This is a genomic window from Enterobacter cloacae complex sp. SHL018, assembly GCF_049237905.1.
In the GTDB taxonomy this organism is placed as follows: Bacteria; Pseudomonadota; Gammaproteobacteria; order Enterobacterales; family Enterobacteriaceae; genus Enterobacter; species Enterobacter hormaechei_C.
In genome coordinates this window covers 819,702-840,732 of record NZ_JBMKJE010000001.1, presented here as the reverse complement: position 1 = coordinate 840,732, position 21,031 = coordinate 819,702, and the positions used below count along the sequence as shown (strand labels likewise).

Here is a 21,031-nt window from a genome sequence, read left to right as displayed (position 1 = left end):
TTTCATTTTCAACTGGCTTGCCAGCATAACAAATTTATCGCTAAACCGCGTTGCTGATAAAAGAGGCGCATTTCGCACATTTCGGAATCAGGTTGCCTGAAGTTTGTCTAAACACGCTAAATTACTGAAAAAGTGGGTTGACGGCAGTACGGCTTTTCCTTACATTAGCGCCCGTCCCGACAACAACGGGATGACAATATGGTGAGGTGTCCGAGTGGCTGAAGGAGCACGCCTGGAAAGTGTGTATACGGCAACGTATCGGGGGTTCGAATCCCCCCCTCACCGCCATATTTCAAGAAGAGCTTGCATGAAAATGCGGGCTTTTTTTTCGCATGTTGCACGCCTGTGGGGGGTTCGAACTTTGCAGCCTCTGCGGTAATTGTGTCGGGTGGCGCTACGCTTACCCGACCTACAAAAAGCTAGTCCTCAACCATCTTTGCATACTCTTCAGTCAGAAAATCCACCAGCGTCCTGACCGATGGCAGCAGGCCGCGCCGGGATGGATACACCGCGTGGATCACTTCCCGTCTGGGTTCCCAGGCATTCAGCACCCGAACAAGTTCACCTGAAGCCAGCTGATCCTTCACCATCAAAATGGGCAGCTGTACCACGCCCACGCCCGCCATCGCCGCCTCCCGCAGCGCCAGCATGTCGGTAGTCACCAGGCGCGGCGTGAAGTGAATTTCTGCCTTTGCGCCCTCCGGCCCGCTCAATTCCCACTTATGCAGGTGCTTGCCCGCCCCCATACTTAACCCCGGCCACTCGCTGAGTTCAGAGGGCATCGCCGGGTTGCCCATCCGTTCAATCAGTGCCTGCCCGGCAACCAGACAGTGCCCCCTGTCCGCCAGCACCCTTAATACCAGATCGCTGTCATCAAACGGGCGCGGACGAACGCGGATCGCCACATCCACCCCCTCCGCCACCAGATCGACCCGGCGGTTGGTGGCTTCGAGCTGGAGGTTGATCCCTGGATAGCGCGCCATAAACCGTGCCAGCATGGGCCCCACGTGAACGTGCAGCAAGGTGACAGGACAGGTGATCCGGACCATACCGCGCGGCTCAGCCTGTAAAGCAGCCACCGCCTCCTCCGCAGCTTCAGCTTCCACCAGCATGGCTTTACAGTGCTGATAGAATGTCTGCCCCACCTCCGTCACCGCAAACTGCCGCGTGGTACGTTGTATCAACCGAACGCCCAGGCGTTCTTCCAGCTGCGCAATCCGACGGCTCAGTTTCGACTTAGGCTGATCGAGCGCCCGCCCCGCCGCCGCAAAGCCGCCATGCTCCACCACCTTCACAAACCATACGAAATCATTGAGATCCTGCATACGCCTCCATTGTTCCATTTAAGGAACAGTGAATGTCATTTTTGCTATCTACCGGGATATTAGCCCTGAATATAAGCTAATTCCATCAACAGGACATCAGGAGTTAATCATGAAAAACGTAACAGGCGTGTATACCGCACCTCGTCCGCACTGGGTCGGTGACGGTTTTCCGGTTCGTTCGATGTTTTCTTACCAGACGCACGGCGAGCCCCTGAGCCCGTTCCTGCTGCTGGACTACGCCGGACCGCATACCTTCCCGGCGGACGGCGCGAAACGCGGCGTGGGCGAGCATCCTCATCGCGGTTTTGAAACGGTGACCATCGTCTACTCAGGCGAAGTGGAGCACCGTGATTCCACTGGCAGAGGCGGCGTTATTGGCCCAGGCGATGTGCAGTGGATAACGGCAGGCGCAGGTATTTTGCACGAGGAGTTCCACTCCAGCGCGTTTTCGCAGAAAGGCGGTGAACTGAAAATGATGCAGCTGTGGGTCAACCTGCCCGCTAAAGACAAAATGGCGACGCCTGGCTACCAGAGCATCACTCAGTCGGATATCCCGGTGGTCACCCTGCCGGATAACAGCGGAACATTGCGCGTGATTGCTGGCCGTTTTGGAGAGGTAACCGGCCCGGCGCATACCTTCTCACCGCTGAACGTGTGGGATCTCGCGCTGCGCCAGGGTAGCCATCTGACGCTCAATCAGCCCGAAGGCTGGAGCACGGCGCTGGTTGTCGTTGAAGGCAGCGTGACGGTGAACGGCACCACGCCTGCCGGTGAGGCGCAACTGGTCGTGCTGAGTCAGAGCGGTGACAAACTGCATCTCGAAGCCAGCAGCGATGCCAAAGTGCTGCTGATGGCCGGGGAGCCGCTGAATGAACCCATCGTGGGCTATGGCCCGTTTGTGATGAACAGTAAAACCGAAATTGCCGAGGCTATTCGCGATTTCAACTCCGGCCGCTTTGGCCAAATCTAAACGTAATAAGGAGCGCATTATGTCTACCCCTGCAAACTTCAACGGTGCACGTCCCGTTATTGACGTAAACGATGCCGTTATGCTGCTTATCGATCACCAGAGCGGGCTGTTCCAGACCGTAGGAGACATGCCAATGCCTGAGCTGCGCGCCCGTGCAGCAGCGCTGGCAAAAATCGCCTCGCTGGCGAAGATCCCGGTGATCACCACGGCGTCGGTTCCACAGGGACCGAACGGCCCGCTTATCCCGGAGATCCACGCCAACGCGCCGCACGCACAGTATGTGGCACGCAAGGGTGAGATCAACGCCTGGGATAACCCGGAGTTCGTGGCGGCGGTGAAAGCCACCGGGCGCAAAACGCTGATTATCGCGGGGACGATCACCAGCGTCTGCATGGCCTTCCCGTCCATCAGCGCGGTGGCGGACGGATATAAAGTGTTTGCGGTGATTGATGCCTCCGGCACCTACAGCAAAATGGCGCAGGAGATCACCCTGGCGCGCGTGGTGCAGGCAGGCGTGGTGCCGATGGACACGGCTGCTGTTGCTTCCGAAATTCAGCGCACGTGGAACCGTGAAGATGCGGGTGAATGGGCTGAGGTGTACACACACATCTTCCCGGCCTACCAGCTGCTGATCGAAAGCTACAGCAAAGCGCAGGACGTGGTGAAAAATAGCGAAGTGCTCGATTCGCAGCGTTAATCCTGCGCGCTGCGACATAAGCTGATTAAGGCTTAACCGAACAAGCACGAATGCTGAAAATCTGCTTGACCGTTTTAGCGCAACTCCCTATAGTAGCGCCCCGTTGCCCCCCAAGCGGTCAGGCAGCAAAACAATATGGTGAGGTGTCCGAGTGGCTGAAGGAGCACGCCTGGAAAGTGTGTATACGGCAACGTATCGGGGGTTCGAATCCCCCCCTCACCGCCATATTTAAGATGAGAGCTCGTACGAAAGTACGGGCTTTTTTCTTTTATATTCTCCGAAAAGGGGGGGATGAGAACCCCCGACTGGGGTTCGACAACTGGCGGCAGCCAGTTGGACAGACTGAGAGCATAGCGAACAGGCTGCCCGCAGGGCGAGCGAAGCGAGTCAATCCCCCCCGGTGCGACACGAGCTGCCTCACCTACAAAAAAAAGCCCGTACAAAAGCACGGGCCTGTCTCAACCATTCCTCAGCTATTCAGCTTTCCAGCCGGTTGCTTTCCCTCGGGAGCAAGTCTCTGGCCAATATTCAAACCCGCTTCATCCTTACGCTCCTCCAGCCAGTAATCCGCATTTTTAATCCCCAGCCGAACCGGGTCAAAGTGTGGATCCAACCCCTGTGCATTCTGGATTTCATAATCCTTCAGGCTGGCAAACGCTTTTTTATGCAACAGAACGATGGCAATAATGTTGAGCCATGCCATCAGCCCTACGCCGATATCCCCTAATCCCCAGGCCAGATCCGCGGTGCGTACCGTGCCATATACCGTCGAAGCCATCAGACACAGCTTGAGCAGGAACGTCAGCCACGGGCGATGAATCTTACGGTTGATGTAGGCGATATTCGTTTCAGCGATGTAGTAGTAAGCAATGATCGTGGTGAAGGCAAAGAAGAACAGCGCGATGGCAACAAAATAATTACCGAAGCCCGGCATCATACTTTCCATTGCCGTCTGGACATATCCCGGTCCTGCGGCCACGCCCGCTATTCCGGTATAGAGCGCTGCGCCGTCGACGCCCTGCACGTTATACAGCCCGGTGATCAACAGCATAAACCCGGTCGCGGAGCAGACAAACAGCGTGTCGATGTACACGGAGAACGCCTGAACCAGCCCCTGTTTCACCGGATGGCTTACGGCCGCCGCCGAGGAGGCATGTGGCCCGGTACCCTGCGCCGCCTCGTTGGAATAGACGCCACGCTTCACGCCCCACATGATGGCCTGGCCCAGAATAGCGCCAAACCCAGCTTCAAGGCCAAAAGCACTTTTCCAGATCAGCAATATAACTGAAGGAAGCTGATCAATATTGATAGCGATAATCACGCACGCCACAATAATATAGCCGAGCGCCATAAACGGAACCACCATGCTGCTAAAGCTGGCAATCCTTTTTACGCCACCAAAAATAATAAAACTCAACAGCACAGCAAGTAACGCCGCCGTGACATTTGGGCTCAGACCAAAGGCAATATCCAGGCTCGCACCAATAGAGTTTGCCTGCACACCTGGCAGTAATAATCCGCAGGAGAAAATCGTTACGATGGCAAATAACCATGCGTACCACTTCACGCCTAACCCTTTCTCAATATAAAAGGCAGGACCACCACGATATTCGCCGTTAATTTTCTCTTTATAAACCTGCCCTAACGTGGATTCGACAAAAGCAGAGCTCGCCCCCAAAAATGCCACGATCCACATCCAGAAAAGCGCACCGGGTCCACCAAAGGTAATGGCGGTCGCTACACCGGCAATATTCCCTGTCCCCACGCGGCCCGCCAGCGTCATCGTCAGCGCCTGAAACGACGACACGCCTGCCTCGGTAGGACGCCCCTGAAACATCAGGGTAATCATAAGTTTTATATGCCGTAATTGCAGAAAGCGACTACGCAGCGAGAAATAGAGGCCGACACCCAGACATAAAAATATTAACGCCGGGCTCCAGATAACACCATTAATTGCACTAACCAGTTCGTTCATGTATGACCCTTAGCGTGATGTTCCAGAGGAAACGATCCCCTGGCGAGTTTCTTTTTAGAATTTTGTCTGAACAAGTACGAAACATAGATAATTACCCAAAAGACACCAACTTAATTTTTACTGCTTAGTCATGTTCTGTGACAACATTCACGTTTAATTTTAAACCAATAATTAGCATGATCATTATATTCATAGATATTTTGTGGGTATTATAAATACATATCACATTTCCGTGACCTGTATAAAAAGCGTTCGCAGCAAATTAACAGTAATATTATTATTACCGCAAAACGGGGCGTACATCCTGTTGAATGCTATAGGAAATAAATATGATTTAAAAAAGCCACGCGTGCAGAGGGAATAAAGGAAGCTTCCCGGCATAACGCCGGGAAGAAATGACTTAAAATGTGAAATGATCTTAGTCGGAGTACACTTCCAGCGTTCGTTGGCACAGCGCTGAGCGGACGCAGTCCTCTTTTGTGAAGCGGACCACCCCTATCATCTCATCTTCATCAAAACGTGACATGGCATCGCTCAGGCCGGACTTCACGCCCGACGGCAGGTCACACTGGGTAATATCGCCGTTGACGATAACCGTCACGTTCTCCCCGAGGCGCGTTAAAAACATCTTCATTTGCGCAGCGGTCACGTTCTGAGCCTCGTCAAGAATAACGACCGCATTTTCAAATGTACGTCCGCGCATATAGGCGAACGGCGCGATTTCCACCTTGCCAATCTCTGGTCGCAGGCAGTACTGCATAAAGGAAGCGCCCAACCGCTTCACCAGCACGTCATAGACGGGCCTGAAGTACGGGGCAAACTTCTCGGAAATATCGCCGGGCAGGAAGCCCAGATCTTCATCCGCTTGCAGTACCGGACGGGTAACGATGATCCTTTCCACGTCCTTATGAATCAGCGCCTCCGCCGCTTTGGCGGCGCTGATCCAGGTTTTCCCGCATCCGGCTTCCCCGGTTGCAAAGATGAGCTGTTTACTCTCGATAGCATTCAGGTAGTGCGCCTGAGCTTCATTCCGCGCCACAATTGGCGATGCATCGCGGCTGTCCCGCGCCATGCCAATGGATTCTACGCCGCTCATCTGCACAAGCGAGGTGACCGATTCTTCTTCACGCTGCTTATGGCTACGTGAATCCCGTCTCAGCACACGTTTTGCTTCACGACGAGCTTTGATCACTGCTTTCTGTCTTCCCATGGATAGCACCTTGAGTTGTTGGTATTCATCACACGCGCCAGCATCGGCACGATTATGCGCACGAACATCAGAGGGTTGGCTTCCTTGTAAGCCATTGCTTGCATTACCGGATGACGATATACAACGGCTACGCGCACCGTTATGCACGTCGGTAGAAAAAGGTTCTTGAGGTGAAGGAGAGAATTTGGTGGTGAAGAAATCGCTGCCGGAGTCTGAGCCTCCGCGCCGGGTACTGCGGTTGATGTGTTTACCTTGTCCAGTACAGGACGCAACCATTCGCGATCTCCATAGTGAGTTAGCATCACTGCCGGGAACTACCGCTGTCTTCTCTTAAGTACATCAGGAATTATCATAAATGCAACATTTATTTTACCTGAATGCAACTTTTAGGACTACCCCTACATGGAAAATCAGTCTTATATAGAAATATTACAGAAATATAACAATAAGATAGTCCTTCGAAAAAATAATGTCCCCGCGAACTGTCGCAGGGACGATTATCAGGCTTCTATCAGACCCTGAGCGAGCCAGGCGTTCGCGTCACGCGCGCCGGGCAGGGCAAAGAAATAGCCGCCGCCGATGGGCTTAATATATTCCTCCAGCGCTTCGCCGTTGAGCCGCTTCTGCACGGTGAGGAATCCCTTCTCCAGATCGTGCTGATAGCAGACAAACAGCAGTCCCATATCAAGCTGACCGGAGTTGGTCACCCCCAGCGAGTAGCTGTAGCCCCTGCGCATCATCAGGCTGGATTGCGTCTCTTTGGTGCGAGGATTGGCGAGGCGAATATGGCTGTCCAGCGCGATGACATCCCCGTTCGGATCGCGGGCGTAGTCGGGTTCATCGTGCTCGTGCTTCATGCCGAGCGGTGCGCCGGTTTGCTTATCGCGACCGAAGATAGTTTGCTGCTCTTTCAGCGGCGTGCGGTCCCAGAACTCCACGTGGAACTGAATGATACGCACCGCCTGATAGGTGCCTCCGACCGCCCAGGCCGGTTCGCCCTGATCCGCCGTCACCCATACCACGTTCTTCATCAACGCGGTATTGCTGCTGTCCGGGTTGGCGGTGCCGTCTTTGAAGCCCAGCAGGTTGACCGGCGTCTCTTTCCCTTTACTGCGCGCGGCGTGGTCAGAGATAAAACCTTCCCGCTTCCAGCGCACGCTCAGCAGATCCGGGGTGTGCTTGATAATATCGCGCAGGGCATGGATCACCGTATCCTGGGTATTAGCGCAGATCTGCAACAGCAGATCGCCGTGGCACAGCGCCGCGTCGAGAGAATCATTCGGGAATCGCGTCATTTTTTGCAGCGCTTTCGGCTTCTGCTTCGCCAGTCCGTAGCGATCATCAAACAGCGATTCCCCCACCGACACGGTGATGGTCAGATTATCGGGAGCGATAAACGCGCCGAGGATGCCGGAATCCATCGGCGGCAAGCGCGGATTCGGTGTTTCCGGTGCGGGACCGCCGGCGGTGAGGAAGGCAATACGCGTGGTCAACAGCCTGAACAGACGCTCAAGGTCGGCTTTATCACTCGCCAGCGAATCGAAAGCCACCAGCATCATCGAGGCCTGCTGTGGCGTCAGGATCCCCGCCTGGTGCTCACCATAAAACGGCTGCGTTTCCATACGCGCATCCGGGGAGAGCGTGCCAGGGGCGCTTTGCGGTTTTGCCGCATGCGCCACCGGACAGCCTCCCGCCAGGGCAAACGCGCCGCCCAGCGCCCCTACCCCTTTTAACAACCGACGTCGGGAAGGTTCCGCCACGTCGTATTCGTCATGCTTGTTCATCGCTTAATCCAGACCCAGTACGCCACGCAGCAGGGAGAGATCTTCCGCCAGGGTGGTTATCGGGCCTTTCAGCGCGTTACGGTCAGCATCGGTCAGCTTGTCGTAGGTTTCGAACCCGTCTTTGGTGCGGTATTTCGCCAGGATAGCGTCAACTTTCTTAAAGTTGGCATCCACTTTCGCCAGCAGCTCGCCGTTCTCTTTTTGCAGCTGAGGCCTCAGCAGATCGACAATTTTCTGTGCGCCGTCGACGTTCGCCTGGAAGTCCCACAGGTCGGTGTGGCTGTAACGATCTTCTTCACCGCTGATTTTGCTGGCGGCCACTTCTTCAATCAGGCCCGCTGCGCCACCCACCACTTTCGACGGTGGGAATGCCAGCTCGCTGATGCGTTTTTGCAGCTCCAGCACGTCGCTGTTGAGCTGCTCGGCGTATTTCTCCATCCCACTGGTGGAGTTATCGCCAAACAGGGCTTTTTCCAGACGGTGGAAGCCGGTGAATTTCGGATCGGCGGCCTTCTGCTCATAGTCGTCTTCACGGGCGTCAATGCTGCCATCGAGGTCAGAGAACAGTTCGGCAATCGGCTCAATGCGCTCGTAGTGCTGACGGGTAGGCGCATACAGGGATTTCGCTTTTTCGATGTCGCCCGCTTTCACCGCGTCGGTAAAGGCTTTGGTGCCTGCCACCAGGTCCGCTGTCTCTTTGGTGACGTAGGCTTTATAGGCGGTAATGGCGTCGCCGAGGCTCAGCAGCGCCGTGCCTTTGGCCGCGTCCGCCGTCGCTGCGCCTTTGACGATCAGCTTACCTTTCGGGTTAGTCAGCAGGCCGCAGGTCATGTCATATTCCCCGGGCTGAAGATTTGCGGTCATCTTCTGGCTGAAGCCCGGCGCGATATTCTCGCGCTCTTCCACCACCATCACGCCTTTCAGGATTTCCCACTCCAGCGCCTTCTGGCTGTGGTTCTGAATAATAAACTGCGTTTTACCGCTGTTAACCGTGATGGTCATCGGCTCGCACTGTTTATCGTTGACGGTGACTTTTACCTGCGGAATATCTGCCGCCTGAGCGGTGAAGGCAGACACGAACAGCGCGGCAATGCCTGCGCGTAACGCACTACGACGGAACTGAATGGCCATGACTCATCCCTTTAAAAGTATGTTGTAACTAAAACAGCACTTACGGCGCTACGCGCGACGTCTGCGAGCCGGTACGCGGCGGCATAGCGAACAGGATCAGCGCCGGAACCAGATAGATAAAGTACATCGCCACTTCGCTGACGCTCGGCGTTTCCTGGTAGCCGAAGATCCCTTCGAGCAGGGTACCGGTCAGTGAATGGGTCGACAGGACGTTGCTGAGATCGAACGCCACGTCCTGGAAGTGGTTCCACAGACCCGCTTCGTGGAAGGCGCGGATCGCCCCTGCCGCCAGCCCTGCGGCCACCAGCAGAATAAACAGGCTGGTCCACTTGAAGAACGCGCCCAGGTTAAGACGAATGCCGCCCCAGTAGAGCAGGAAGCCAAGCACAACCGCCGTGGCCAGCCCGAGCACCGCGCCCAGCGGCGGCCAGATGCCCACGTCCTGCTGAAAAGCCGCGAGCAGGAAGAACACAGACTCCAGGCCTTCACGCGCCACGGCGAAAAAGACCATCATGATCAGCGCCCAGCCGTGGTGGTTGCCTTTTTGCAGGGCGTTATCCACCGCCTGCTCAAGCTGTACCTTCACGTTACGGGAGACCTTGCGCATCCAGAACACCATCCAGGTGAGGATCACCACCGCAATCACGGCGACGATCCCTTCAAACAGCTCCTGCTCTTTCTGCGGGAACTCCCCGGTGGTTTCGTTGATGAGGATACCGAGGCCCAGGCAGAGCGCCGCAGCAAGGAAAACCCCAACCCACATGACGCCAATCCAGCGTCCGCGCTGGGTACGCTTCAGATAACTGGCGATAAGGCTAACAATCAGGGCCGCTTCAAGGCCTTCACGTAACATAATGAGAAAAGGAACAAACATGCCGACACCTTAAATGTTTATCGCGGTCAACTGATGCAAAGAAAAGTAAATTCTTGTGATAGTGATTATCATTACGGCAACAAGAAAAACAAGCGAAATGTGTTGCGTTTTGATGACCAGATGTAAACGCATTGCGGAGTAATAATTGCCTGAGTAACCGTTACGTTTATAAGGTATAACGAAAATGCCCATTTACGGTTAACCGGGGCTGTGGCTAAATGTCCGCCTCGAAAACCAACTGAAAATAAGCCATGTTTAAAATTGTCCATTTCCTGCTGGCGCTGGTGATTATTCTTGCGCTCGCCTGGCTGGTGAGTTTCGACCGCCGAAAAATTCGTATTCGTTTCGTTTTACAGCTGATCGTGATCGAAATCGCGCTGGCGTTCTTTTTCCTCCACGCAGAAAGCGGCCTGTTTATTATTAAATACGTTTCCGGTTTCTTTGAGTCGCTGCTTAAATTCGCTGCCGAAGGGACGAATTTTGTCTTTGGCGGGATGGGTGAAAAAGGGCTGGCGTTCATTTTCCTTGGCGTGCTCTGCCCCATTATTTTTATCTCGGCGCTGATTGGTATTCTTCAGCACTGGCGTATTCTGCCGATCTTTATTCGGGTGATCGGGACGCTCCTGTCAAAACTGAACGGCATGGGCAAGCTGGAATCCTTTAACGCGGTGAGTTCGCTGATCCTCGGTCAGTCGGAAAACTTCATTGCCTACAAAGGCGTGCTGGGCGATCTCTCCTCGCGTCGTCTGTTTACGATGGCTGCCACGGCCATGTCGACGGTTTCGCTGTCGATTGTCGGGGCCTATATGACTATGCTCGACGCCAGGTTTGTCGTCGCGGCGCTGATCCTGAACATGTTCAGCACCTTTATTATTCTTTCGGTCATTAACCCGGCCCGCCCGGAAGCGGAGCCGGATATCAGGCTGGAAAAACTGCACGAATCCCAGAGCTTCTTTGAAATGCTGGGCGAGTATATTCTGGCCGGTTTTAAGGTGGCGATGATTATTCTGGCGATGCTGATTGGCTTTATCGCCCTTATTAGCGCCATTAACGCCCTCTTCTCCGGCATATTTGGCATGAGCTTCCAGCAGATTCTGGGTTATGTGTTTTATCCGCTGGCGTGGCTTATTGGTATTCCGCTGAGCGATGCCTTAAGCGCGGGGAGCATTATGGCAACTAAACTGGTGGCGAATGAATTTGTGGCGATGATCGAGCTGCAAAAAATAGCCCATCAAATGTCACCGCGCGGGCTGGGGATTTTGTCCGTGTTCCTGGTATCGTTCGCTAACTTCGCTTCCATTGGCATTGTGGCGGGGGCAATAAAAGGTCTGAATGAGCAACAGGGTAACGTGGTGTCGCGGTTTGGTTTACGCCTTGTATACGGGGCAACGCTGGTAAGCCTGCTGTCGGCGAGCTTTGCGGGGTTGGTGCTGTAAGTTTTGTGCCCGGCGGCGCTTCGCTTGCACGGGCCTACGATACAACAACGGCGGGTTATCCCGCCGTTTTCATTAAAACTGCACGCACACCGGCTGGTCGACCCGCATCACCGACTCCTGCGCGAAGCGTGATTTATAAATTCCGCGCAACGCTTCGATGTTCTTCTCGCTCTGCGCATTTTTACCGTGGATCAGCATCAATGCCTTGCTCGGCTCGCGCGCCACTTTTCCATCATTCCCCAGCCACTGACCGCGCGCATCAAATACCGTTAAACCATCGCGAAAGCGTGGCGTCACGTCCTGGTCGACAAACTGCTGCCATTCGTTGCCTGTGATTTGCGCCCCGGCAGGACGGTTTAAGCCGAAATAGAGCGCGGTCTGCTGCATCTGATTTTCTGCTTTGCAGGTTTCTACCGGCGCGTGCTGCGTGGGCGCGTTACAACCCGCCAGCAGCATTAATGCCGCCGCCATCAACCCTGTTTTAATCATCATTTATTATTACTCACACTGGTGAACGGTCTGTTCCCTCTCCCCACCGGGGAGAGGGTTAGGGTGAGGGTGAGGGGAAAATTACTCAGCCTGGAGCTTAGACGGCGGCGCTGAGTGATAGTGCGCGTCCGCCTCCGCAAAGCGTTTCTGCATAGACGCAGACGGCGCTTTACCCAGCAGGCTAAACACCACGATACCGAGGCTGCCGAAGATGAAGCCCGGAATGATTTCGTACAGGCCCAGCCACGCGAACTGTTTCCAGACGATAACGGTTACCGCACCGATAATCATCCCCGCCAGCGCGCCGTTGCGGGTCATGCGTGACCACAGTACAGAGAACAGCACCACCGGACCAAATGCCGCACCGAAGCCCGCCCAGGCGTAGCTCACCAGCCCCAGGACGCGGTTTTCCGGGTTTGCCGCCAGCGCAATCGCCACCAGCGCAACCACCAGCACCATAAAGCGCCCTACCCACACCAGCTCTTTCTGGCTCGCGCCCTTACGCAGGAACGCTTTGTAGAGGTCTTCGGTGATGGCGCTGGAGCACACCAGCAGCTGACAGCTCAGGGTGGACATCACCGCCGCGAGGATCGCGGAGAGCAGAATACCGGCAATCCACGGGTTGAACAGGATCTGCGCCAGCTCGATGAACACGCGCTCGGCGTTCTGGTTCACCGCGCCCGCCTGCGCCGGGTTGTTGTTGAAGTACGCGATACCGAAGAAGCCGACCGCACACGCCCCCGCCAGACACAGGATCATCCACGTCATGCTGATGCGACGCGCGTGAACGATGGTGTGGTGAGAATCCGCCGCCATGAAGCGCGCCAGAATGTGCGGCTGGCCGAAGTAGCCCAGGCCCCAGCCCATCAGAGAGACAATGGCGACGAAGTTCAGCCCTTTCAGCATATCGACGTTTTCGATGCTCTTCTGCTTGATCACTTCCAGCGATTCGCCAAAGCCGCCGACGGTGAAAATGACAATCACCGGAGTCAGGATCAGGGCGAAGATCATCAGGCTCGCCTGCACGGTATCGGTCCAGCTTACCGCCAGGAATCCGCCCACGAAGGTATAGAGGATGGTTGCTGCGGCGCCGGCCCACAGGGCGGTTTCATAGCTCATGCCGAAGGTGCTTTCGAACAGGCGCGCGCCCGCCACGATGCCGGAGGCACAGTAGATGGTGAAGAACAGCAGGATCACCACCGCGGAGATAATGCGCAGGATACGGCTGTTATCTTCAAAGCGTCCGGTGAAGTAGTCCGGCAGCGTCAGGGCGTTGTTGTTGGCTTCGGTGTGCACGCGCAGACGGCCTGCCACCAGCTTCCAGTTGATCCACGCGCCAACGGTCAGGCCGATGGCGATCCAGCTTTCGGAGATACCGGAGATGAAAATCGCGCCCGGCAGCCCCATCAGCAGCCAGCCGCTCATGTCGGAAGCGCCCGCAGAGAGTGCGGTGACCATCGGGCCTAAGCTGCGCCCGCCGAGGATGTAGTCGTCAAAGTTTTTAGTGGAACGCCATGCCAAAAACCCTATCAGGATCATGCCAAAAATATAAACGAGAAATGTCACCAGCATCGGTGTGCTAATAGCCATTCAAATTCTCCAAAATGTCGAGCGACAACCGTCCGGGTTGCCTTGTTATGTCATCACCGGAACGTAGTGATGTGTGTATGTGTTTCCGTTGGGCGCGCTATCCTGCCGTATACGCATCCCACTGACAAACGATTTAACACTGCATTTACATGAATTTCATCCCTGGTTTTATACGTCTTTCCTATAGGTTGCACTCGCTCACGCTTTTACGGGTTGCACCTTTAAAAAGTGTTAAGCACCGCATAAAAACTGGGCTCAGAAACCGCCGCACGTTCTTTTTCACAGCTAACCAATCGTTAACAATCCATTCATTTTCCAGCTTGCAGACCAGGTCACATTTAACACGGTTGCACAAAGTTGCAACATGGTGGATATTTCACGCTATCAACAGAACGCTATTACAGAACAACAGGAGTTTTGGCATGGGGATGACCACCATGGGGGTTAAGCTGGATGACGCTACCCGCGAACGGATTAAAACCGCTGCGACCCGCATCGACCGCACACCGCACTGGTTAATCAAGCAGGCGATTTTTAACTATCTGGAAAGACTGGAGAGTGAAGAAGGTCTGCCGGAGCTGCCTGCCCTGCTGGCGGGTGCAGCGAACGAAAGCGAAGAGGCCGCGACGGCCGTTGAAGAGAACCACCAGCCGTTCCTGGAATTTGCCGAGCAGATCCTGCCGCAGTCCGTCAGCCGCGCCGCCATTACCGGCGCCTACCGCCGTGCCGAAACCGACGCCGTGCCGATGCTCCTGGAGCAGGCGCGCCTGCCGGAAGCCGTTGCCGCTCAGGCGCACAGCCTCGCGTATCAGCTCGCCGACAAGCTGCGTAACCAGAAAACCGCCAGCGGACGCGCCGGTATGGTGCAGGGTCTGTTGCAGGAGTTCTCCCTCTCCTCGCAGGAAGGCGTGGCGCTGATGTGTCTGGCGGAAGCGCTGCTGCGTATTCCGGATAAAGCCACCCGCGATGCCCTGATCCGCGACAAAATCAGTAACGGCAACTGGCACTCCCACATTGGCCGCAGTCCGTCCCTGTTCGTTAACGCCGCCACCTGGGGCTTGCTGTTTACCGGCAAGCTGGTCTCCACCCATAACGAAGCCAACCTGTCGCGCTCTCTGAACCGCATCATCGGCAAGAGCGGCGAGCCGCTGATCCGCAAGGGCGTGGACATGGCGATGCGCCTGATGGGCGAGCAGTTCGTCACCGGGGAAACCATTGCCGAAGCGCTGGCGAACGCCCGCAAGCTGGAAGACAAAGGCTTCCGCTACTCCTACGACATGCTGGGTGAAGCGGCGCTGACCGCCGCCGACGCGCAGGCCTACATGGTCTCTTACCAGCAGGCGATCCACGCCATCGGTAAAGCGTCCAACGGTCGCGGTATTTATGAAGGTCCGGGCATCTCTATCAAGCTTTCCGCCCTGCACCCGCGCTACAGCCGTGCGCAGTACGACCGGGTGATGGAAGAACTCTACCCGCGCCTGAAGTCCCTGACCCTGCTGGCGCGCCAGTATGACATCGGCATCAACATCGACGCCGAAGAGGCGGACCGTCTGGAGATCTCCCTCGACCTGCTGGAAAAACTGTGCTTCGAGCCGGAGCTGGCGGGCTGGAACGGGATTGGTTTCGTTATCCAGGCCTACCAGAAACGCTGCCCGTTCGTCATTGACTACCTGATTGACCTGGCCAGCCGCAGCCGTCGCCGCCTGATGATCCGTCTGGTGAAGGGCGCCTACTGGGACAGCGAAATCAAACGCGCCCAGATGGAAGGTCTGGAAGGTTATCCGGTCTATACCCGCAAGGTCTATACCGACGTCTCTTACCTCGCCTGCGCGAAAAAACTGCTCGGCGTGCCGAACCTGATTTATCCGCAGTTCGCTACCCACAACGCCCACACCCTGGCGGCGATCTACAGCCTGGCCGGGCAAAACTACTATCCGGGCCAGTACGAGTTCCAGTGCCTGCACGGCATGGGTGAACCGCTGTACGAGCAGGTGACCGGTAAAGTGGCCGACGGCAAGCTGAACCGTCCGTGCCGAATCTATGCCCCGGTAGGTACCCACGAAACCCTGCTGGCCTACCTGGTGCGTCGTCTGCTGGAGAACGGGGCGAACACCTCCTTCGTTAACCGCATCGCCGATACCACCCTGCCGCTGGACGAACTGGTGGCCGATCCGGTACAGGCCGTTGAGAAGATGGCGGCGCAGGAAGGCCAGATTGGTCTGCCGCATCCGAAGATTGCCCTGCCGCGCGAGCTGTATGGTGCAGGTCGCGTCAACTCGGCGGGTCTGGATCTCGCCAACGAACACCGTCTGGCGTCGCTCTCTTCCGCCCTGCTTAACAGCGCATTGCAGAAGTGGCAGGCCAAACCGATCCTTGAGCAGTCCGTTGAGGACGGTGAAATGCAGCCGGTGATCAACCCGGCAGAGCCGAAGGATATCGTCGGCTACGTGCGCGAAGCCACGGAAGCGGAAGTGGAGCAGGCCCTGGAGAGCGCGGTGAACAATGCGCCAATCTGGTTTGCCACCCCGCCGCAGGAGCGTGCCGCCATTCTGGAACGCGCGGCGGTGCTGATGGAAGATCAGATGCAGCAGCTGATCGGCATTCTGGTGCGTGAAGCGGGTAAAACCTTCAGCAACGCCATCGCCGAAGTGCGCGAGGCGGTCGACTTCCTGCACTACTACGCCGGTCAGGTGCGCGATGATTTCGACAACGAAACCCACCGTCCGCTCGGCCCGGTGGTGTGTATCAGCCCGTGGAACTTCCCGCTGGCGATCTTCACCGGCCAGATTGCCGCGGCGCTGGCCGCAGGCAACAGCGTGCTGGCAAAACCGGCAGAGCAGACCCCGCTGATTGCCGCCCAGGGCATTAACATTCTGCTGGAAGCGGGCGTACCGGCGGGCGTGGTGCAGCTCCTGCCAGGGCGCGGTGAAACGGTCGGGGCCAAACTGACCTCCGATAACCGCGTGCGCGGCGTGATGTTTACCGGTTCGACCGAAGTGGCCTCCCTGCTGCAACGCAACATCGCCACCCGTCTGGATGCGCAGGGCCGTCCTACCCCGCTGATCGCTGAAACCGGCGGCATGAACGCCATGATCGTGGACTCCTCCGCGCTCACCGAGCAGGTCGTCGTTGACGTGCTGGCCTCTGCCTTCGACAGCGCGGGCCAACGCTGTTCCGCTCTGCGCGTACTGTGCTTACAGGATGACGTGGCTGACCACACGCTGAAGATGCTGCGCGGTGCGATGGCGGAATGCCGCATGGGCAACCCGGGCCGTCTCACCACCGACATCGGGCCGGTGATCGACGCGGAAGCCAAAGCCAACATTGAAAATCACATTCAGACCATGCGTGCCAAAGGCCGTCCGGTGTTCCAGGCGGTGCGCGAGAACAGCGAAGATGCCCGCGAGTGGCAGACAGGCACCTTCGTGCCGCCAACGCTGATTGAGCTGGCAAGCTTCGACGAGCTGAAAAAAGAGGTCTTCGGCCCGGTACTGCACGTGGTGCGCTACAACCGTAACAACCTCAACGAGCTGATCGATCAGATCAACGCCTCGGGTTACGGCCTGACGCTTGGCGTGCATACCCGTATCGACGAAACCATTGCCCAGGTGACCGGTAATGCTAAAGTCGGCAACCTGTACGTCAACCGCAACATGGTTGGCGCGGTCGTGGGCGTGCAGCCGTTCGGCGGTGAAGGTCTCTCCGGCACCGGCCCGAAAGCGGGCGGTCCGCTCTATCTGTACCGCCTGCTGGCAAACCGTCCGGAAAATGCGCTGGGCGTGACGCTGGCGCGTCAGGACGCGGAATATCCGGTGGATGCGCAGGTGAAAGCCGTGCTGACCCAGCCGCTGGACGCGCTGATTAAGTGGGCTGAAAATCGTCCCGAACTGCATGCGATTGCACAGCAGTACGGCGAGCTGGCGCAGGCGGGAACACAGCGTCTGCTGCCGGGTCCAACCGGTGAGCGCAACACCTGGACGCTGATGCCGCGCGAGCGTGTGCTGTGCGTGGCGGATAACGAGGAGGATGCGCTGGTGCAGCTGGCAGCCGCAACGGCAACGGGCTGTGAGGTGCTGTGGCCGGAAGATGCCCTGCATCGCGACCTCGCCAAACAGTTGCCAAAAGCGGTCTCGGCCCGCATTCGCTTTGCGAAGGCCGATGCCCTGCTGACCCAGCCGTTTGACGCGGTGATCTACCACGGTGATTCCGACCAGCTGCGCGAACTGTGCGAGCAGGTGGCGGCCCGCAGCGGCGCGATTGTCTCGGTGCAGGGCTTCGCCCGCGGGGAGACCAACCTGCTGCTGGAGCGCCTGTACGTTGAGCGCTCGCTCAGCGTCAACACCGCGGCGGCGGGGGGTAACGCCAGCCTGATGACAATCGGTTAATCGTGTAAACTCTCCCCGGTGACGCTACGCTTACCGGGGCTACAAAATAGCCCAGGCCGGATAAGCACAGCGTATCCGGCTTTTTTACATGGAGGGGATGATGAAAAGAGTATTTCTCGCAGGTGCAGCCCTGCTCATGAGCGCCAGCGCGCTGGCCGACGAGTGCGATAACGCGACCACCCAGCTTGAACTGAACACCTGTAGCGCGCAGCAGTACCAGGCCGCCGATAAAAAGCTCAACGAGACGTATCAGGCCGCCATCAAACGTGCGGCAGCGCCTCAGCGCGATCTCCTGAAAAAGGCGCAGCAGGCGTGGATTAGCCTGCGCGACGCGGACTGTGCGTTTATCGGTTCGGGTACGGAAGGCGGGAGCGTTCAGCCAATGATTGTGAACCAGTGTCTGGCGGAGAAAACCGCGGAGCGCGAAGCGTTTCTGGCCACGCTGATGCAGTGTGAAGAGGGCGACTTAAGCTGTCCTCTTCCGCCGGGAAACTAGCGCACGCGGATCCCTTCGATAATCATCCGCTGTACGTTTTCCAGGGTGCTCTGGAAAAACGCCTCGTCCTGGAGCGTTTTACCAGTCACCGCCTCGACCTGGGCCGCGAAGTCAGCGTAGTGCTGGGTTGAGGCCCAAATCATGAAGATCAGATGATGCGGATCGACGGGCGCCAGTTTTCCGCTGGCGACCCATCCGGCAATAATGGCCGATTTATCGTCCACCAGCTGCTTTAGATCTCCCGTCAGCTCCGCCTGCAACAGCGGCGCGCCCTGCAACATCTCCAGGCAGAACAGCCTTGATGCCTGCGGGTAATCACGCGATACCTCCAGCTTCAGGCGTATGTACTCCTCTATCGCCACCAGCGGGGCCAGCTCTTCGCGAAACGCCTTGAGAGGTGCCAGCCAGATATCGAGGATCTGCTGCATCACCGCGATATAGAGCGCCTCTTTTGACGGGTAGTAGTAGAGCAGATTGGTTTTGGACACCCCGGCCTGCTCCGCCACCTGCTCAAGGCGCGTACCGTGAATACCAAACTGCGAAAATGTCTCCAGCGCAGCGCTGAGGATCGCCTGTTTCTTGGCGCTCACCGCCTGCGAACGTTTACCGGGTGTTTTCACTGCGCCTTGTGTCATTTTCGCTCTCCATTTTTTGTCCTGCGCTCAGCATAGCAAAACCCCCGTCTCGCCACGACCTTCTGCACCCTCAGCGCGCATGAGTGCCTGTTTTCTGTGCAATGATTTTGACCATCCAGTCCACATTTTCGCTGTTAATTTTAACAACCATCATTTAACACATTAATAACAAAGTGATTTTCAAAACTGGCACTGCCTTTGCAAAAACATCGTGACACCTGCGACGTAATGAAGAGAGGTTCGTGATGAAAATTGGCATATTTGTACCGATCGGCAACAACGGCTGGCTTATCTCGACCACTGCCCCGCAATACATGCCGACCTTTGAGCTGAATAAAGCCATCGTGCAGAAAGCGGAGCACTACCACTTCGACTTTGCGCTCTCGATGATCAAGCTGCGCGGTTTCGGCGGTAAGACCGAATTCTGGGACCACAACCTGGAGTCTTTCACCCTGATGGCGGGCCTGGCGGCGGTAACCTCGCGCATCCAGATTTACGCCACCGCCGCCACCCTTACCCTTCCCCCGGCAATCGTGGCGCGGATGGCCTCCACCATCGACTCCATCTCCGGCGGGCGCTTTGGCGTTAACCTGGTCACCGGCTGGCAAAAGCCGGAGTACGAGCAGATGGGGATCTGGCCGGGGGACGATTACTTCTCCCGTCGCTACGACTACCTGACTGAATATGTGCAGGTGCTGCGCGATCTATGGGGCACCGGCAAAAGCGATTTCAAAGGCGACTTCTTTACCATGAACGACTGCCGCGTCAGTCCGCAGCCGTCGGTGCCGATGAAGGTGATTTGCGCCGGGCAGAGCGACGCGGGAATGGAATTCTCGGCGAAATACGCCGACTTCAACTTCTGCTTCGGCAAAGGCGTTAACACCCCGGCCGCCTTCGCGCCCACCGCGTCACGTATGAAAGCGGCCGCCGACAAAACCGGGCGCGACGTGGGCTCCTACGTGCTGTTTATGGTGATTGCCGACGAAACCGACGACGCCGCGCGCGCCAAATGGGAACGATACAAGGACGGCGCGGATGACGAAGCGCTGAGCTGGCTTACCGAGCAGAGCCAGAAGGATACCCGCTCCGGCGCGGACACCAACGTTCGCCAGATGGCCGACCCGACGTCTGCCGTCAATATCAACATGGGCACCCTGGTTGGCTCGTATGCCAGCGTGGCCAGAATGCTCGACGAAGTGGCTGCCGTGCCCGGCGCCGAAGGCGTGCTGCTGACCTTCGATGATTTTCTCACCGGCGTGGAAACTTTCGGCGAGCGCATTCAGCCGCTGATGCAGTGCCGCGCCCACATCCCTGCCGTGACGAAGGAGGTGGCGTAATGACGACCCTCAACGCTCGCCCGGAAGCCATTACCTTAGACGCGCAGCGCAGCGCGCTGATCGTGGTGGATATGCAAAACGCCTATGCCAGTAAAGGCGGGTATCTGGATCTGGCCGGGTTTGACGTCTCCACCACGCAGCCGATGATTGAGAACATCAAAACCGCCGTGAGCGCCGCGCGTGCTGCGGGCATGCTGATCGTCTGGTTCCAGAACGGCTGGGACGACCAGTACGTCGAGGCTGGCGGTCCCGGCTCACCCAACTTTCACAAATCCAACGCCCTGAAAACCATGCGCCAACGGCCCGAACTCCAGGGCACGCTGCTGGCGAAAGGCGGCTGGGATTATCAGCTGGTGGATGAGCTGGTACCGGAACCCGGCGATATCGTGCTGCCGAAACCGCGCTACAGCGGCTTTTTCAATACCCCGCTCGACAGCCTGCTGCGCAGCCGGGGCATTCGCCATCTGGTCTTTACGGGCATTGCCACCAACGTGTGCGTGGAGTCGACCCTGCGCGACGGCTTTTTCCTCGAGTATTTTGGGGTGGTGCTGGAGGATGCCACCCATCAGGCCGGGCCGGATTTTGCCCAGAAAGCCGCCCTGTTCAATATCGAAACCTTTTTTGGCTGGGTCAGTAACGTCAATGATTTCTGCGACGCGCTGGATCCCCCGCTCGCCCACATCGCCTGAGGAGAACC

Annotated in this window: 16 protein-coding genes and 2 tRNA genes; 9 read left to right on the top strand and 9 right to left on the bottom strand. The window is 57.0% G+C overall.

What is annotated here, in order from left to right; translation table 11 throughout:
- Window positions 1–200 precede the first annotated feature (200 nt).
- A tRNA-Ser gene (locus ACOTY5_RS04045) sits at window positions 201–288 on the top strand.
- A 131-nt stretch (window positions 289–419) separates the two neighbouring features.
- On the opposite strand, the gene ACOTY5_RS04040 is transcribed toward ACOTY5_RS04045, so the two are convergent.
- Entirely contained in the window at window positions 420–1,325 is a 906-nt protein-coding gene (locus tag ACOTY5_RS04040) for a LysR family transcriptional regulator (protein WP_045141450.1), read from the bottom strand.
- A gap of 109 nt (window positions 1,326–1,434) precedes the next feature.
- On the opposite strand from ACOTY5_RS04040, the gene ACOTY5_RS04035 reads away from it, so the two are divergent.
- The 3 genes from ACOTY5_RS04035 to ACOTY5_RS04025 all read left to right on the top strand — a co-directional run bounded on the left by ACOTY5_RS04035 (window position 1,435) and on the right by ACOTY5_RS04025 (window position 3,217).
- Window positions 1,435–2,295 (top strand): pirin family protein, encoded by an 861-nt coding sequence (locus ACOTY5_RS04035; RefSeq protein WP_045141449.1) that lies wholly within the window; start codon window positions 1,435–1,437, stop codon window positions 2,293–2,295.
- 19 nt (window positions 2,296–2,314) lie between these two features.
- The gene (locus ACOTY5_RS04030) at window positions 2,315–2,992 is read left to right on the top strand and encodes an isochorismatase family protein (protein WP_003858068.1); all 678 of its coding nucleotides are present in this window, start codon (window positions 2,315–2,317) and stop codon (window positions 2,990–2,992) included.
- A 137-nt stretch (window positions 2,993–3,129) separates the two neighbouring features.
- Window positions 3,130–3,217, top strand: a tRNA-Ser gene (locus ACOTY5_RS04025).
- A gap of 244 nt (window positions 3,218–3,461) precedes the next feature.
- Here the strand turns inward: ACOTY5_RS04025 and ACOTY5_RS04020 are convergent.
- From ACOTY5_RS04020 to efeU, 5 genes are all read right to left on the bottom strand, one after another.
- Window positions 3,462–4,967 (bottom strand): alanine/glycine:cation symporter family protein, encoded by a 1,506-nt coding sequence (locus ACOTY5_RS04020; RefSeq protein ID WP_017384761.1) that lies wholly within the window; start codon window positions 4,965–4,967, stop codon window positions 3,462–3,464.
- A gap of 418 nt (window positions 4,968–5,385) precedes the next feature.
- Window positions 5,386–6,177: a phosphate starvation-inducible protein PhoH gene (gene phoH, locus ACOTY5_RS04015; protein ID WP_032670149.1), complete on the bottom strand. Its 792-nt coding sequence runs from the start codon at window positions 6,175–6,177 to the stop codon at window positions 5,386–5,388.
- A 500-nt stretch (window positions 6,178–6,677) separates the two neighbouring features.
- Window positions 6,678–7,961: an iron uptake transporter deferrochelatase/peroxidase subunit gene (efeB, locus tag ACOTY5_RS04010; RefSeq protein WP_023296295.1), complete on the bottom strand. Its 1,284-nt coding sequence runs from the start codon at window positions 7,959–7,961 to the stop codon at window positions 6,678–6,680.
- Between the two features lie 3 nt (window positions 7,962–7,964).
- Window positions 7,965–9,092: an iron uptake system protein EfeO gene (gene efeO / locus ACOTY5_RS04005; RefSeq protein ID WP_032670154.1), complete on the bottom strand. Its 1,128-nt coding sequence runs from the start codon at window positions 9,090–9,092 to the stop codon at window positions 7,965–7,967.
- A 40-nt stretch (window positions 9,093–9,132) separates the two neighbouring features.
- Window positions 9,133–9,966: an iron uptake transporter permease EfeU gene (efeU, locus tag ACOTY5_RS04000; protein WP_017384765.1), complete on the bottom strand. Its 834-nt coding sequence runs from the start codon at window positions 9,964–9,966 to the stop codon at window positions 9,133–9,135.
- Window positions 9,967–10,217: 251 nt separating this feature from the next.
- Here efeU and ACOTY5_RS03995 point away from each other — a divergent pair, with 251 nt between their 5' ends.
- Entirely contained in the window at window positions 10,218–11,402 is a 1,185-nt protein-coding gene (locus ACOTY5_RS03995) for a NupC/NupG family nucleoside CNT transporter (protein ID WP_017384766.1), read from the top strand.
- Between the two features lie 72 nt (window positions 11,403–11,474).
- Here ACOTY5_RS03995 and ACOTY5_RS03990 read toward each other — a convergent pair whose 3' ends face one another.
- Window positions 11,475–11,894 (bottom strand): DUF3574 domain-containing protein, encoded by a 420-nt coding sequence (locus tag ACOTY5_RS03990; protein WP_045141448.1) that lies wholly within the window; start codon window positions 11,892–11,894, stop codon window positions 11,475–11,477.
- Window positions 11,895–11,972: 78 nt separating this feature from the next.
- A complete protein-coding gene (gene putP, locus ACOTY5_RS03985; RefSeq protein WP_017384768.1) occupies window positions 11,973–13,481 on the bottom strand; it encodes a sodium/proline symporter PutP in 1,509 nt (502 codons plus the stop codon).
- A gap of 422 nt (window positions 13,482–13,903) precedes the next feature.
- Between putP and putA the strand changes: the two genes are divergently transcribed.
- Entirely contained in the window at window positions 13,904–17,866 is a 3,963-nt protein-coding gene (gene putA / locus ACOTY5_RS03980; protein ID WP_045141447.1) for a trifunctional transcriptional regulator/proline dehydrogenase/L-glutamate gamma-semialdehyde dehydrogenase, read from the top strand.
- Between the two features lie 100 nt (window positions 17,867–17,966).
- The gene (locus ACOTY5_RS03975) at window positions 17,967–18,362 is read left to right on the top strand and encodes a lysozyme inhibitor LprI family protein (protein WP_017384770.1); all 396 of its coding nucleotides are present in this window, start codon (window positions 17,967–17,969) and stop codon (window positions 18,360–18,362) included.
- On the opposite strand, the gene rutR is transcribed toward ACOTY5_RS03975, so the two are convergent.
- Window positions 18,359–18,997: an HTH-type transcriptional regulator RutR gene (rutR, locus tag ACOTY5_RS03970; protein WP_003858090.1), complete on the bottom strand. Its 639-nt coding sequence runs from the start codon at window positions 18,995–18,997 to the stop codon at window positions 18,359–18,361. The genes ACOTY5_RS03975 and rutR overlap by 4 nt on opposite strands.
- Before the next feature lie 245 nt (window positions 18,998–19,242).
- On the opposite strand from rutR, the gene rutA reads away from it, so the two are divergent.
- Together rutA and rutB are read left to right on the top strand one after the other, a co-directional pair.
- Window positions 19,243–20,334, top strand: coding sequence for a pyrimidine utilization protein A (gene rutA / locus ACOTY5_RS03965; protein ID WP_045141446.1), 1,092 nt, complete (start codon window positions 19,243–19,245; stop codon window positions 20,332–20,334).
- Entirely contained in the window at window positions 20,334–21,023 is a 690-nt protein-coding gene (gene rutB / locus ACOTY5_RS03960; RefSeq protein WP_045141445.1) for a pyrimidine utilization protein B, read from the top strand. The genes rutA and rutB overlap by 1 nt, the downstream gene beginning before the upstream one ends.
- Window positions 21,024–21,031: the final 8 nt, after the last annotated feature.